This is a genomic window from Micrococcus sp. Mcc28, assembly GCF_024519775.1.
GTDB classification, from domain to species: Bacteria; Actinomycetota; Actinomycetes; order Actinomycetales; family Micrococcaceae; genus Micrococcus; species Micrococcus luteus.
Map to the genome: position 1 here is coordinate 57,386 of NZ_JALJRH010000005.1, position 13,943 is coordinate 71,328.

12 protein-coding genes are annotated in these 13,943 nt (G+C 74.1%); 5 read left to right on the forward strand and 7 right to left on the reverse strand.

Going from position 1 to position 13,943, the window contains the following annotated elements; genetic code table 11:
- The first annotated feature begins 61 nt into the window (after positions 1 to 61).
- Positions 62 to 988: a thermonuclease family protein gene (locus tag NR073_RS03755; protein ID WP_256748620.1), complete on the forward strand. Its 927-nt coding sequence runs from the start codon at positions 62 to 64 to the stop codon at positions 986 to 988.
- A 93-nt stretch (positions 989 to 1,081) separates the two neighbouring features.
- On the opposite strand, the gene NR073_RS03760 is transcribed toward NR073_RS03755, so the two are convergent.
- The 3 genes from NR073_RS03760 to NR073_RS03770 all read right to left on the reverse strand — a co-directional run bounded on the left by NR073_RS03760 (position 1,082) and on the right by NR073_RS03770 (position 4,803).
- Positions 1,082 to 2,179, reverse strand: a complete 1,098-nt coding sequence (locus NR073_RS03760; RefSeq protein WP_235281211.1) for a YihY/virulence factor BrkB family protein — start codon at positions 2,177 to 2,179, stop codon at positions 1,082 to 1,084.
- Between the two features lie 106 nt (positions 2,180 to 2,285).
- Positions 2,286 to 3,704, reverse strand: coding sequence for an L-serine ammonia-lyase (locus tag NR073_RS03765; protein ID WP_256748621.1), 1,419 nt, complete (start codon positions 3,702 to 3,704; stop codon positions 2,286 to 2,288).
- 184 nt (positions 3,705 to 3,888) lie between these two features.
- A complete protein-coding gene (locus NR073_RS03770) occupies positions 3,889 to 4,803 on the reverse strand; it encodes an NUDIX hydrolase (protein ID WP_256748622.1) in 915 nt (304 codons plus the stop codon).
- A 179-nt stretch (positions 4,804 to 4,982) separates the two neighbouring features.
- On the opposite strand from NR073_RS03770, the gene NR073_RS03775 reads away from it, so the two are divergent.
- Genes NR073_RS03775 through NR073_RS03785 form a run of 3 tightly spaced genes read left to right on the forward strand, consistent with a single transcriptional unit; the run spans position 4,983 to position 8,567 of the window.
- Positions 4,983 to 5,765, forward strand: coding sequence for an electron transfer flavoprotein subunit beta/FixA family protein (locus NR073_RS03775; protein ID WP_256748623.1), 783 nt, complete (start codon positions 4,983 to 4,985; stop codon positions 5,763 to 5,765).
- Complete coding sequence (locus NR073_RS03780) at positions 5,762 to 6,799, forward strand: electron transfer flavoprotein subunit alpha/FixB family protein (RefSeq protein ID WP_141843799.1); 1,038 nt, start codon at positions 5,762 to 5,764, stop codon at positions 6,797 to 6,799. The genes NR073_RS03775 and NR073_RS03780 overlap by 4 nt, the downstream gene beginning before the upstream one ends.
- 52 nt (positions 6,800 to 6,851) lie before the next feature.
- A complete protein-coding gene (locus NR073_RS03785; RefSeq protein ID WP_256748624.1) occupies positions 6,852 to 8,567 on the forward strand; it encodes a cytochrome b/b6 domain-containing protein in 1,716 nt (571 codons plus the stop codon).
- 130 nt (positions 8,568 to 8,697) lie between these two features.
- Here NR073_RS03785 and NR073_RS03790 read toward each other — a convergent pair whose 3' ends face one another.
- Positions 8,698 to 9,645, reverse strand: a complete 948-nt coding sequence (locus NR073_RS03790; RefSeq protein ID WP_036334826.1) for a PaaI family thioesterase — start codon at positions 9,643 to 9,645, stop codon at positions 8,698 to 8,700.
- Between the two features lie 165 nt (positions 9,646 to 9,810).
- Between NR073_RS03790 and NR073_RS03795 the strand changes: the two genes are divergently transcribed.
- Positions 9,811 to 10,944 (forward strand): acyl-CoA dehydrogenase family protein, encoded by a 1,134-nt coding sequence (locus tag NR073_RS03795; protein ID WP_002856679.1) that lies wholly within the window; start codon positions 9,811 to 9,813, stop codon positions 10,942 to 10,944.
- Between the two features lie 88 nt (positions 10,945 to 11,032).
- Here NR073_RS03795 and NR073_RS03800 read toward each other — a convergent pair whose 3' ends face one another.
- The 3 genes from NR073_RS03800 to mmsB are packed head-to-tail and all read right to left on the reverse strand — an operon-like array spanning position 11,033 to position 13,928.
- Positions 11,033 to 12,220 carry an enoyl-CoA hydratase/isomerase family protein gene (locus tag NR073_RS03800; protein ID WP_256748625.1) on the reverse strand — a complete coding sequence of 396 codons (1,188 nt, stop codon included), beginning with the start codon at positions 12,218 to 12,220 and terminating at the stop codon, positions 11,033 to 11,035.
- The gene (locus tag NR073_RS03805) at positions 12,217 to 13,014 is read right to left on the reverse strand and encodes an enoyl-CoA hydratase (RefSeq protein WP_145032490.1); all 798 of its coding nucleotides are present in this window, start codon (positions 13,012 to 13,014) and stop codon (positions 12,217 to 12,219) included. The genes NR073_RS03800 and NR073_RS03805 overlap by 4 nt, the downstream gene beginning before the upstream one ends.
- Complete coding sequence (gene mmsB, locus NR073_RS03810; protein WP_049161272.1) at positions 13,011 to 13,928, reverse strand: 3-hydroxyisobutyrate dehydrogenase; 918 nt, start codon at positions 13,926 to 13,928, stop codon at positions 13,011 to 13,013. The genes NR073_RS03805 and mmsB overlap by 4 nt, the downstream gene beginning before the upstream one ends.
- Positions 13,929 to 13,943: the final 15 nt, after the last annotated feature.

Consider the following 13,943-nt stretch of genomic DNA (forward strand, 5'->3'; position numbering starts at 1 on the left):
AAGGCCCCGTCTCACGGCGGGGCCTTCGTCGTGTCCCCGTCCCTTCCCCTCCAGGATCCTCGTGCCCCTTGCCCGTCTGCGCGCGGCGCTCCCCGCGGCCGCACTGTCCCTGCTCCTGCTCACCGGCTGCACCGCCACCGACGACGGCGTCACCCCGGCGAGCGATGCCGACACCTCCGCGTCGGTCAGCACGATGCCGATCACGTCCACCCCCTCCGTCGACGCGGCTGCGACGAGCCGTGTCGCACATGCCGCGGAGGGCTCGCGCGCCGCCGAGGCCTCCCGCAGTGCTGGACCGACGGCGCCCGCCGCCCCGGCCGACGTCGAGGGCGACGTGGTCACGGTCGAGTCGATCTCGGACGGCGACACGCTCCGCGTGACACTCGGCGAGGTGTCCACGCGGGTGCGCCTGCTCAACATCGACACCCCCGAGACCCGCCACCCCTCGAAGCCGGTCGAGTGCATGGGACCGGAGGCGACGGCGGCGCTGAAGTCGATGATCAGCCCCGGCGACACGGTGGTGCTGCGGTACGACCGCCGGCTCTACGACCGCTACGACCGCCTCCTCGCCGGCGTGTACGCCGACGGCGTCCTGGTCAACGCCGAGATGGCCCGCCTGGGGTACGGCGAGCCGGCGGTCTTCGACGGCAACGACCGTTTCCTGCCCGAGGTCGAGGCGGCGTGGGAGGAGGCCCGGGCGAACGGCGTCGGCAGGTTCTCCGGGGAGTGCGGCACCGCGGCCGAGCCCATCCCGGAGGCGGCCCCGGCCCCCGCCCCGGAGGCGGCCCCGGCCCCCGCGGCCGGCGACGCGGGGCCGGTGAGCGGAGCCGACTCCGTGTGCCCGGACTCCCACCCGGTCAAGGCCAACGACAACTCGGGCATCTACCACGTACCCGGTCAGCAGCACTACGGCAAGACCAACGCGCGCCACTGCTACGCCTCCGCCTCCGCGGCCCAGGCGGACGGCTACCGCGCGGCCCGGCGCTGAGGGCCCCGCGCACGACGACGGCCGCCCACCTCGCCAGGTGAGCGGCCGTCGTTGTCGGTGCAGAACGTGCGCTCGGCGCCGCGCCGGGTGCGGTCAGCGGCCCTCGTGGACCGCCCGCAGCTCGTAGCCGCGCTCCTCCACGGTCGTCTGCTTCTCGGCGCGCTTCTCCACCCCGGCCACGTCCTTCGGGGGCAGCTGCACCCGAGCCTCGGCGGGCAGGCCGGCTTCGAGCTGGCGGGCACGCTCCACCTCGGCGTCGACCTCCAGGCCGAGCAGCAGCACGATGTTGAAGATCCACAGGGCGAACAGCAGCGCCATGATCGTGCCGATCGCGCCGTACGCCGAGTAGCCGGCGAACTGCGTGAAGTACACGGACAGGGCCACCGCGGCCAGCACCATGCCCACCAGCGCCACGATGTTGCCGGGGCCGAAGAGGTGGAAGCGCGGCTTCTGGACGTTCGGGGTGGTGTAGTACAGGGTCGCGATCAGCACCAGCAGGATCAGGACGACGACGGGCCACTTCACCCACGCCCACACCGGCAGGAACGTGTCCGAGAGGAAGTTCACCACGCCGGTCATGCCGAGCGGGCCGGCGATCGGCTGGAGGAAGCCGTCCACGAGCGAGCGGTTCAGCGCCAGCGAGAGCAGCACGACCACGATGCCCACGATCAGGATGAGCGTGGTGAGCAGGTTGCTCAGCGTCAGCTTCACCAGGCCGCGGCCCTCCTCGTAGCCGTACACCGTGTTGGCCGAGCGGTTGAACGCCTTCACGTACGCAGAGGCGGACCACAGGGCGGTCGCGATGCCGATGATGAGGGCGATGATCCCGCCGCCTGAACCGGCCGAGTCGCTCATGGTGGTCACCAGGTTCGTGACGAGCGGCTGGTAGTCGCTCGGGACCAGGCCGGTCAGCTGCCCCAGCAGATCGTCGATGGCCCCGCGGTTGGAGGCGAGCACGAGGGACAGGATGGAGAACACGGCCAGCAGCGAGGGGGCCAGCGAGAGCACCAGGTAGTAGGTGAGCTTCGCGGCCAGGTCGGTGCCGCCGTCGTTGCCGAACTCCTTGAGCGCGCGCGTGAGCGCGTACTTCCAGCCGGCGCCGTCGAGCTTCACGCCCTTGAGCCTCTCGGCACGCTGGTCGGGATCGATCTTCGCGGCCTCCAGGGTCGCGTCCACAGGATGAATGGCCACGTCGGTCCTCTCGCGCTCGGGGCAGGGTGGGGATCGGGCCCAACGGTAGCGGACGGGTGCCCCGTCCGTCCCGACCGGAGCGGCGCTGGACTGCGGATCCGGGCGATCAGCACTCGATGACGTTCACAGCCAGGCCGCCGCGCGAGGTCTCCTTGTACTTGGACTTCATGTCCGCGCCGGTGTCGCGCATGGTCGTGATGGCCTGGTCCAGGGTCACCCGGTGCGAGCCGTCCCCGAGCAGCGCCAGCCGGGCCGCGTTGATGGCCTTCACGGACGCGATCGCGTTGCGTTCGATGCACGGCACCTGGACGAGACCGCCCACGGGGTCGCACGTCAGCCCGAGGTTGTGCTCGATCCCGATCTCGGCCGCGTTCTCCACCTGGTCCACGGTGCCGCCGAGCACGGCGCACAGCGCGCCCGCCGCCATGGAGCAGGCCGAGCCGACCTCGCCCTGGCAGCCGACCTCGGCGCCGGAGATGGAGGCGTTGCGCTTGTACAGGATGCCGATCGCCGCCGCGGTGAGCAGGAACTCGACCACCTTGTCGTCCCGCTCCTGCTGCGTGGCGTCCTCGGGAAGCACGAAGCGCATGTAGTAGAGCATGACGGCCGGGATGATGCCCGCGGCGCCGTTCGTGGGCGCGGTGACGATGCGCCCGCCCGAGGCGTTCTCCTCGTTCACCGCGAGCGCGAAGAGGTTGACCCACTCCATGGCCCACATGGGGTCGGTGCGGTCGGTGGTCTGCAGCAGGTGCTCCCGCAGCGCGGGGGCCCGACGGCGGACCTGCAGTCCGCCGGGCAGGATCGGCTCGGTGCGGGACACGCCGTTGTGGACGCATTCCTCCATGACGGCCCAGATGGCCAGCAGCCGGGTGCGCAGCTCGTCGAGGTCGTGCCGGGTGGCCTCGTTGGCGAGCATGAGCTCCGCGATGCTCAGGCCCGCCTCGTGGCAGCGGGCGGCCAGCTCGGCGCCCGTGGAGAAGGGGTACGGCTCGCCGGTGTCGCCGTCGTCGCTGCGGTTGACGTCCCTGGTGGCGTCGAGCTCGGCCTCGAGCTCGTCCGAGGTGACCACGAAGCCGCCGCCCACGGAGTAGTAGTCGCGGGTGTGAAGCTGTTCGCCGGCGTCGTCGTAGGCGGTCAGACGCATGCCGTTCGGATGCCCGGGCAGGGACTCGCGCATGTGCAGCGTCAGGTCGCCCTGCCGGTCGAAGGCGATCTCGTGGCGCCCGTCCAGGGGCAGCCGGCCGCCCGTGACGATCTCCTCCACGAGCCCGGTGCAGGCGTCCGGGTCGATGGTCTCGGGGTCCTGGCCGGCCAGGCCGAGTAGCACCGCGGTGTCCGAGCCGTGGCCCACGCCGGTGGCCGCCAGCGAGCCGAACAGCTCGGCGTGCACGCGGGCGGTGCGCTCGAGGACGCCGTGCTGGCCCATGCTGTCCGTGAAGCGGCGGGCAGCGCGCATGGGCCCCACGGTGTGGGACGAGGACGGGCCGATGCCGATCGAGAACAGGTCGAGGACGCTGAGCGCCATGCAGTGCTCCTAGGGTGCGAGCGGGACGCGCGGCGGCCGGGGGTGGGGGCCGGACGCGCGGAGCCGGGAGATCCAGTGCAGACCAGACTAGGGGCACGGGGCCCTGCAGGCCATGGGGTCGCGGCTCGCGGTCCGCGCTGCTCTCCGGCCCGTCACCCACCGCACGGCCCGGAGCCGGGAGCGCTCAGAGGATGTTGTCCTTGGACTCCTCCACCTGCGCGGCCGCGCGGAACGCCGTCAGGTCACGCAGATACTCGTCCGCGTGGGGAAACACGGGCCCCTGCCCGGCCACGAGCATGACCCCCTCGAGGGGCTCGAACCGGGAGCGGCCCGCGTGGATGTCCTCGCCGGCGTCGACCAGGGTGCGCAGCTGCCACCATGTGGGGGCCATCAGGTTGACCTCGCCGGCCCGGAAGCGGCGCAGCAGCTCGGCGGGGGACGCCCAGCCGTGGCTGGCCGCCTCGGAGGACATCCGCTCGGGGGACTGGCCCTGCGGCAGGTGGACGGCGAAGAAGAACGTGTCGTAGCGGCGCGGGCCCCCGTGCGGGGTGATCCACCGGGACCACGGCACGAGCGCGCCGGCGTCGGGGCGCAGCCCCTCGCGGTCGAGCAGCTCCCCGAAGTCCACCTCGTGGCGCTCGACGGCGTCGCGCAGCTCGTCGGGGAACGCGGCCACCCGGGCCGGGTCCACGGGAGTCCCGGTGACGGCGTCCCGGGCCAGGAGCACTCCGGTCTCCTCGAACGTCTCGCGGACGGCGGCGGCCAGCACGCGGCCGGCGCCGTCGGCGGGGTCGAGTTCCGCGAGGGTGCCGTGGGCGTCCGCGGGCTCGTGCGGCAGCCCCAGGCGCCGGCCCCAGTCGGCCAGATCCGTGCCCTCCCACAGCCTGTCCGGCAGGTCGTCCGCGGGGTCCACGCGGCCGCCGGGGAAGGCCGTGGCGTGGGCGCTGAAGGCCATGGTCCCGGCGCGGCGGACGGTGAACACCGAGGTCTCGCCGCCGGCCCCGGGCCGGACCAGCACGAGGGAGGAGGCGGGCGCCGCCGGGACCCGGGGCCGGTCCTCGGCGGCCGGCGGCTCGGCGGGCGGGGCGGCGGGGCTCACGGTGCCTCCTCGGTTCGGGCGATCATGGTCCGGACGCACGGGCCGACGACGGCGGCCCCGGCCGCTCCCGCGCGCGGGTCATGCGGCCCGGACGTGCGCGGACCCGTAGTCTGTAGCGTAAGTCACCGTGCTCGGGGCGGAGGCCCCGGGGCGAGACCGCGACCCAAGGAGGAGAGGCCGTGAAGATCCTGGTGCTGGCCAAGCAGGTGCCGGACACGTGGCAGGAGCGTGAGCTGAGCCTGGAGACCGGCTGGGTGGTGCGCGACGGCGCGGCCGAGCCCGTGCCGGACGAGATCAGCGAGCGCGTCATGGAGGTCGCCCTGGGCTGGCGGGACGCCGGCGCGGACATCGAGGTCGTGGCCCTGACGGTGGGCCCCGAGGACTCCTCGAAGACCCTGCGCAAGATGCTGGCCATGGGCGCGGACTCCGCCGTGCAGATCACCGACGACGCGCTCGTCGGCTCGGACGCCGTGGAGACGGCCCGTGTGATCGCCGCGGCCGTCGAGAAGGAGGGCGCCGACCTCGTGCTCGCCGGCACGGTGTCCACGGACGGCGGCACCGGCGTGGTGCCGGCCATGGTCGCCGAGCTCCTGGACCGGCCCTACCTGCCGCACGCCGAGGCCCCCGAGCTGACCGACGGCGAGCTGACCGGCACCGTGGCGACCTCGGACGCGGACGTGCGCGCCGCCGTCGCCCTGCCCGCCGTGGCGGGCCTGACGGAGAAGACCGCGGAGCCGCGGTTCCCGAACTTCAAGAACATCATGGCGGCCAAGAAGAAGCCGCTCACCGTGCTGTCCCTGGCCGACCTCGGCATCGCTGCGGGCCCGGCCGAGGCCGCCTACCGCTCCGTGATGGTCTCGGCGGACACGCGTCCCGAGCGCGCCGCGGGCGAGAAGATCACCGACGACGGCACCGCCGCCGAGCGGCTGGTGGAGTTCCTCGCGGGTCGGGGGCTCGTGTGAGCGCGAACGTGGAGGAGACCGAGATGACGACGCAGACCGACGCCGCGAACAGCGGTCAGACCGTGCTGGTGCACGCCGAGATCGGCGCGGACGGCGCGCTCCGCCCGGTCGTGGCCGAGCTGCTCGGCGCCGCGGCCACCGTGGGCGTGCCCGAGGCCGTCCTCGTGACCGGCGCGGAGGGCAGGGACGCCGCCGTCGCCCGTCTGGGGGAGTACGGCGCCACGCGCGTCCACGTCCTCGTGGCCGACGACGCCGCCACCACCCTCGGCGACGCCGCCGTGCAGGCCCTCGCCGCCGCGACCGCCCGCACCGCGCCCGTGGCCGTGCTGCTCTCCGGCAGCCCCGAGTCCCGCGCGGTGGCCGGCCGCCTGTCCGTCCGCGCCCGCGGCCCCGTGTGTGCGGATGCCGTGGGGCTGCGCTGGGCCGACGACGAGGTCATCGCCCGCCACTCCGTGTTCGGCGGCGACTACCTCAGCGAGTCCACCGGCGAGGGCGGCCCCCGGATCATCACCGTGCGCCCCGGCGCCGTCGCGGACCGGGCCCCGGCCGTCGAGGCGCCCGAGGTCGTGGAGCTGGCCGCCGCCGAGCTGGGCCCGGTGACCGCCGGCGCCCGGGTGCTCGAGGTGAACGCCCGCACGCAGAACTCCGCCCGTCCGCCGTTGCGCGGCGCCAAGACCGTCGTCGCCGGCGGACGCGGCGTGGGCTCCGAGGAGGGCTTCGCGATCGTCGAGCAGCTCGCCGACGAGCTCGGCGCCGCCGTGGGCGCCTCGCGTGCCGCCGTCGACTCCGGCTACACCGCGGCCGAGCGCCAGGTGGGCCAGACCGGCGTGATCGTGTCCCCGAACCTGTACATCGCCCTCGGCATCTCCGGCGCCATCCAGCACCTGGCCGGCATGAAGACCGCCAAGACCATCGTGGCGATCGACAAGAACGAGGACGCCGAGATCTTCGAGCACGCCGACTTCGGCGTGGTCGGGGACATCTTCCAGGTGGTCCCGCAGGTCATCGAGCAGCTGCGCACCCGCCGCGGCTGAACCGGTGCGGGCGCGGTCCGCTGCGGACCGCGCCCCTCGGACGAGGAGAAGCATGCCCAAGCAGCGAATGGCCGGCTACGTCCCCCTGAAGGGCGCCCCGGCCGAGACCGAGCCCGCCCCCGCCCCGGCGCAGGACACCACGACGGCGGCCCCCGCCTCGGCCGCGGCCGCCGTCCCGGTGGCGCCGACCGCGCCGACGTCGGGCCTCACGCCCCTGTCCGCGCGACGCCGCATGGCCGGGTACGTCCCGTTCGCCCGCGAGGCCGAGTGGCTCGGCGGCGCCCCCGCCCCGGCCGCGGGATCGATCCCGGCCGCCGCCCCGGCGCGGTCCGTCGCGCCCGAGCCGATCGCCGCCTCGGCGTCCCCGACGCGGGCCCCCGCACCCGCGGAGACCGAGCCCGTCGTGCCGGACGTGGCGGCCGTCGTCGCCTCCGCGACCGGTGCGCCGGCCGCGGCCGGGGTGGGCGCTCCCGTGGAGTCCGACCTCGTGCCGCTCGCGAAGCGGCGACGCATGGCCGGGTACGTGCCGTTCGCCCGGGAGGGGGAGTGGTTCACCGAGCTCGCCGCCGTGGGCGGCCCCACCGCGCCGGAGATGGTGGCGCAGGAGGTCGTCGCCGAGCCGGCCACCGCCGAGCCCGCCGCCGCGGAGCCGGCCCGGCCGGTCGCCGTCGAGCCGGCCGATGCGGAACCGGCCGTCGCCGCCCCCGTGGCCGCGGCGTCGGCCGCGGAGCCGGCCCCCACCGCGCCGGACACCCGTTCGGCCCCGCCGGCCTCCACCGCGCAGCCGCCCCGGGCCGCCCCCGGGGCCGCCACCGGCACGCCCGCTCGAGCCGCGGAGACGGACGCCGCCGAGTCCGCCGCCCCGTCCCGTCTGCGCGAGGCGCTGCCGGCGGTGGCCGGCGTCGTGGTGCTGGCGCTGCTCGCGGTGCTGGCCGGACGCTGGCTGCGGAGCCTCGACCCGGTGGCGGACTTCATCGCGACCTACGACGGGCACCCGGTCCTACCGGAGGGCACCCCCGAGGGGATGCCCTGGTGGATGGGCTGGCAGCACTTCCTGAACATGTTCCTGATGGTGCTGATCATCCGGACGGGCCTGCAGATCCGTCACGAGACGCGGCCGCCGGCCAACTTCACGCCGACGAAGGACGGCCTGTTCTCCGCGCGGGGCAACACCCCGAAGAAGTTCTCGCTCACCATCTGGATGCACCAGGCCCTCGACGCGCTGTGGCTGCTCAACGGCGTGATCTTCGTGGTGCTGCTGATCGTCACCGGCCACTGGGCGCGGATCGTGCCCACGGACCCGCATGTGTTCCAGCACGCCCTGTCCGCCGGCATCCAGTACCTGTCCCTGGACTGGCCCACCGAGAACGGCTGGGTGCACTACAACGCGCTGCAGATGCTCTCCTACGCGCTGGTGGTGTTCGTGGCCGCCCCGCTCGCCGCCCTCACGGGCTGGCGCATGTCCTCGTGGTTCCCCACGGAGGCCACGGGACTGAACAAGGCGTTCCCCATGGAGGTGGCCCGCAAGGTGCACTTCCCGGTGATGGTCTTCTTCGTGGCGTTCATCCTGGTGCACGTGTTCCTCGTGGCCTTCACGGGCCTGCTGACGAACCTGAACCACATGTACACCTCGCGCGGCGGTGCCACCGACGCGTGGGGCCTCGTGGTGTTCCTCGTGAGCGTGGCGGTCACCGCCGCCGCCTGGTTCTTCCTGAAGCCCGCCTTCACGGCCCCCGTGGCCTCCCGGTTCGGCACCGTGGGCCGCTGAGCCGGCCCCACGACGACGGCCCCTCCTCCCGGGACTTTCGAACGTGATGTCGGGGGAATGAGCGCTTTCGAACGTGGGATAGGCCCTATCTCACGTTCGAAAGCGCTCGGGTGCTCGGGCGTGTGGGGCGTCAGCTCCGGGCGGCGCGGAAGGTGACCTGCACCTGGACCATCGGCTTGTCGGCCACGGGGTCGCCGTCGGCGCCGACCGGCACGAGGTCCACGTCCACGAGGCGCAGGGACCGGCCGGCGTGCCGCACCCGCGTGAGGGCGACCATCTCGCCGTGACCCGGGCGCACGAACACCACGCGCACGGCCTGGACGTCGTAGCGCTCGCGGTCCGGCATGGCCGCCTGCGCGGCGGTGACCGCCCGCAGCGTCATGGCCCCGCCGTGGACGGCGCCCGACGGGTTGGCCAGCTCCGGCTTCGGGGCGAAGCGCACGCCCGCCGTGGCCGCGGCGGCGACGGCGGGGCGCACGTCCGGAGCGGCCGTCGGCAGTGACTCGGGGCGGGCGGCCAGCAGCCCCGGCATGGGCACACGGGTCTCGGCCCCGCGGGGCAGCCGTCCGGCGGCGACGAACTCGGCCATCCGCTCCGGCGCTCCGGCCGGCACCGACTGGAACCAGCCGGTCGCCTCGACCACGCGACCCCCGTCCGCGTCCTCGAGCCACGCGCGGGCCACGCCGCCGCCGGCATCCCAGGCCAGCGGGCGGGTCCAGCACTCCAGCAGCGGACCGTCCTCGTCCCCGGCCGTGACGGCCGCCGCGTCGAAGGCGGGCAGCGGGCGGAGCACGTTGACCTGCAGCTCGGTGGTGACCACGGTCTCGATGTCCCGGGCCGCGTGGTGCACGGCCACCGCCGTGGCGTTGTCCATGATCACGGTGGCCGCCGCGCCGGTGGGCCGGCCGTCCAGGTCGAGGCACCACGGGCCGACCTCGAACGCGGCCGGGTTGAGGGCACCGTCCCGCTCGGTCATCAGCGCGTGGCGGCGGATGCCGAACAGCTGTTCCGTGCGGCCGGAGGCGTGGGAGCGGGGGCCGGTGGGCGAGTCCGCGGTGGGGCTGGTGGTGGTCTGCACGGGGAGCACGCTAGCCCACGGCCCGGTGGCGACACGGCAAATCATTGGATGTCCTATTATCATGGTGACGACAGTCACACCCTGTCGCCGCCAGCGGTGTCACCCCCGCCCCACCCCGTCGTGGACCGCCCGCGCGGCCGGACCGAGCCCCAGGAGGACGAACCCATGTTCCCCATCACCGATGACCAGAAAGCCCTGGTCGACGCCGTCCGCGACTTCGCCGAGCAGCGCGTCGCCCCGCACGCCCTCGACTGGGACGCCGAGAAGCACTTCCCGGTGGACGTCCTCGCCGAGGCCGGCGAGCTCGGCCTGGGCGGCATCTACGTGGGGGAGGAGCACGGCGGCACCGGCCTGGAGCGCACGGACGCGATCCTGATCTTCGAGGAGCTCGCCAAGGCGGACCCGGCCTTCGCCGCCTACATCTCCATCCACAACATGGTCGCCTGGATGATCGACTCCTTCGGCAGCGACGAGCAGCGCGCCCGCTGGATCCCCGACCTCGTGGGCATGGCGCACCTGGCCAGCTACTGCCTCACCGAGCCCGGCGCCGGCTCGGACGCGGCCGCGCTGAAGACCCGCGCCGTCCGCGACGGCGACCACTACGTCCTCAACGGCGTCAAGCAGTTCATCTCCGGCGCCGGCGCGTCCGACTGCTACGTGGTGATGTGCCGCACCGCGGACACGGGCGCCCGGGGGATCTCCGCCGTCGTGGTCCACAAGGACACCCCCGGCCTGTCCTTCGGCCCCAACGAGAAGAAGATGGGCTGGCACACCCAGCCCACGCGCCAGGTGATCTTCGAGGACGTCCGCGTGCCCGTGGCCGACCGCCTCGGCGAGGAGGGCGACGGCTTCCGCATCGCCATGAAGGGCCTCAACGGCGGCCGCCTGAACATCGGCGCCTGCTCCATCGGCGGCGGCCTGGCCGCCCTGGACAAGGCCACCCGCTACCTCAAGGAGCGCAGCGCGTTCGGCGAGCCGCTCGCCACCAAGCAGGCCCTCGTCTTCGAGCTGGCGGACATGTCCGTGAAGCTGGAGACCGCCCACACGATGCTCATGCGCGCCGCGGACGCCCTGGACCGCAACGACCCGGACACCGTGCGCCTGTGCGCCATGGCCAAGCTCGTGGCCACCGAGTCCGGCTACGAGGCCGCCGACACCGCCCTGCAGCTGCACGGCGGCTACGGCTACCTGCACGAGTACGGCGTGGAGAAGCTCGTCCGGGACCTGCGCGTGCACCGGATCCTCGAGGGTTCCAACGAGATCATGCGCATGATCGTGGGTCGCGGCCTGATCGGCTGAGACCGGGGGGCCCGCCCGGTCGCCCCCCACAGCACGGCGCCCCGCGGTCACCACACGTGACCACGGGGCGCCGTCCGTCGGGGCGGGCTCAGCCGAGCTGCAGCGGGTCCACCCCGGGCACGGGCTCGAAGTGCCCGGCCACGTCCTCGGCCGAGACGTCCTCGAGTCGGGCCGGACTCCACGTCGGATCCTTGTCCTTGTCCACGAGCAGCGCGCGGATGCCCTCGGCCATGTCCGGCCCGCGCATCAGGTGGGTGCCGATCGTGAACTCCTGACGCAGCGCGTCGGCCACGGTCAGGTCCGCCCCGCGCGCGGCCAGCCGGCGCTGGGCCTCGTGGGCCACGGCGACGGCGGTCGGGGACTTGGTGCGGATGGCCTCGGCGGCCTGCCCCGCGGCCTCGGCATGCTCCCCGCCCGCGGCGGCGCGCTCGTCCAGGGCGGCGAGGACCTCGGCGGCCGACTCCCGGCCGTAGGCGTCCTCGATCCACTCCCGGCCGGCCACCAGCGCGGACGCGGGCCGTGCGTCCTCGGCCACCGCGAACCGGGCCAGCACCTCGTCGGCGGCGGCGAAGGCGGCCTCGTCGCGCCCGCCCGCGTCCGCGGCCGAGCCGAGGGCGCCGAACGCCGCGGCGAGGGCCTGCTCGAGCTCGTCCAGCCGGGCGGACTCCACGAAGACGTCCGCCAGACCCAGGGCCACCGCGTCGGAACCGGAGGCGTGCGCCGAGGTCGCGGCCAGGTGCCGGCCCGCCTGGAAGGGTGCGCGGGCGAGGTGGAAGGAGCCGCCGACGTCGGGGGTGAACCCGATCGCCGTCTCGGGCATGCCGGCGCGGGTCCGCTCGGTGGCCACGCGATGCGAGCCGTGCGCGGACACGCCCATGCCGCCACCCAGGACGATGCCGTCCATGAAGGCCACGTACGGCTTGGGGTAGGTGGCGATGCGCTCGTTCATCGCGTACTCGTCGCGGAAGAACTGCTCGGCCTCCGCGAACCGCCCGGCCAGGAGGGAGGAGCGCAGGGAGACGACGTCACCGCCGGCGCACAGTCCCTTCTCCCCGGCGCCGCGGATCAGCACGCCGCGCACGGCGGGGTCCGCGGCCCAGTCGGTCAGGACCGCGTCGATCGCCCGGACCATGTCCTGCGTCAGCGCGTTCAGGGCGCGCGGACGGTTCAGCGTGATGCGGCCGAGGCCCTCGCGGACCTCGAGGAGCACCTCGTCCGCCGCGCCGTCCCGTGCGGCCGCGGGGGCCGTCGTCGCCGTGGTCTGCGCGTCGCTCATCGGTGCTGCCACCCCGCCTCGCGCTTGGCCGCGAACGCGTCCATGCCCTCCTTCTGGTCCGCCGTGGCGAACGCGGCGTGGAACACGCGGCGCTCGAAGGCGATGCCCTGGGCGAGGGTGGTCTCGAACGCGGCGTTGACGGCCTCCTTGGCCATCCAGGAGGCCGGCTTGGACTTGGACGCGATGGTCGCGGCCACCTCCAGCGCCTCCTCGAGGGCCTTCTCGTCGGCCACCACGCGGGAGACGAGCCCGATGCGCTCGGCCTCCTCCGCCCCGATCATGCGGCCGGTGAGGATCATGTCCATGGCCTTCGCCTTGCCCACGGCGCGGGTCAGGCGCTGGGAGCCGCCCATGCCGGGGATGACGCCGAGGTTGATCTCGGGCTGGCCGAACTTCGCGCCCTCGCCGGCCACGAGCACATCGGCCATCATGGCCAGCTCGCAGCCGCCCCCGAGGGCGTAGCCGGTCACGCACGCCACGATGGGGGTGCGGGCGCGGGTGAGCCCGTCCCAGCCGGCGAACCAGTCGGCCGCGTACATCTCGGAGAACTCCTTGGTGGCCATCTCCTTGATGTCCGCGCCGGCGGCGAACGCCTTGGGGGAGCCGGAGAGCAGGATCGCCCCGATCTCCGGGTCGGTGTCCAGCTCCTGCACCGCCGCGACGACGGCGCGCATCGTCGCCTCGTTCAGCGCGTTCAGGGCCTTCGGCCGGTTCAGGCGGATGTGGCCGACCCGGCCCTGCCGCTCGACGACGATCGGCGACTCGGCGCCGTCCGGGGTGGTCTGCTCGCTCATGCCTCGCTCCTGTCCGTGTGTGATGCTCGGATGTCCTCGATGATGCCGGAAAAGTCGCGGGCGGCGCCTTCTCCGGCGGCGTACTCGGCGTACTTGGCCTGCGCGAGGCGGCCCAGGTCGGCCGCCACGCCCTGCTCGTCCAGGGCCGCGAGCGCGAGCCCGAGGTCCTTGGCCATCAGGGCGCCGGCGAAGCCGGGCTGGAAGTCCCGGTTCGCGGGGGAGCCGGGGACGGGGCCGGGCACCGGGCAGTTGGTGGTCAGGGACCAGCACTGCCCGGAGGCCTTGCTCATCACGTCGTACAGGGCCTGGTGCCGCAGGCCCAGGCGCTCGCCCAGGACGAAGGCCTCGGCGACGGCGATCTGCGTGACCCCCAGCACCATGTTGTTGCAGATCTTCGCGGCCTGGCCCAGGCCGGCGGCCCCGCAGTGCACGATCCGCGCGCCCATGACCTCGAGCAGCGGCAGCACCTCGGCGTACACCTCGTCCGAGGCGCCCACCATGAAGGCGAGGGTGCCGGCCTCGGCGCCCACCTGGCCGCCCGAGACCGGCGCGTCGGCCGCCCGCATGCCCGCCGCCTCCGCCGCCGCGGCCGCCTCGCGGGCCTCGGCGACATCGATGGTCGAGCAGTCCAGGAACACGGTGCCGGGCCGGGCGGCGGCGAGCAGGCCGCCGTCGCCGTCCTCACCCCGGTAGACGTCCAGCACCAGGCGTCCGTGGGGGAGCATGGTCAGCACGACGTCGGCCTCCGCGGCCGCCGCGGCCGTGTCCGTGACGGTCTCGACGCCGGCCGCACGGGCCTTCTCGAGGGCCTCGGGGACGAGGTCGAAGCCGAGCACGCGGTGGCCCGCGGCGGCGAGGTTGGCGGCCATGGGGCCGCCCATGTGGCCGAGGCCGAGGAACAGAACGGTGGTCATGGGGTCCTCCTGGTC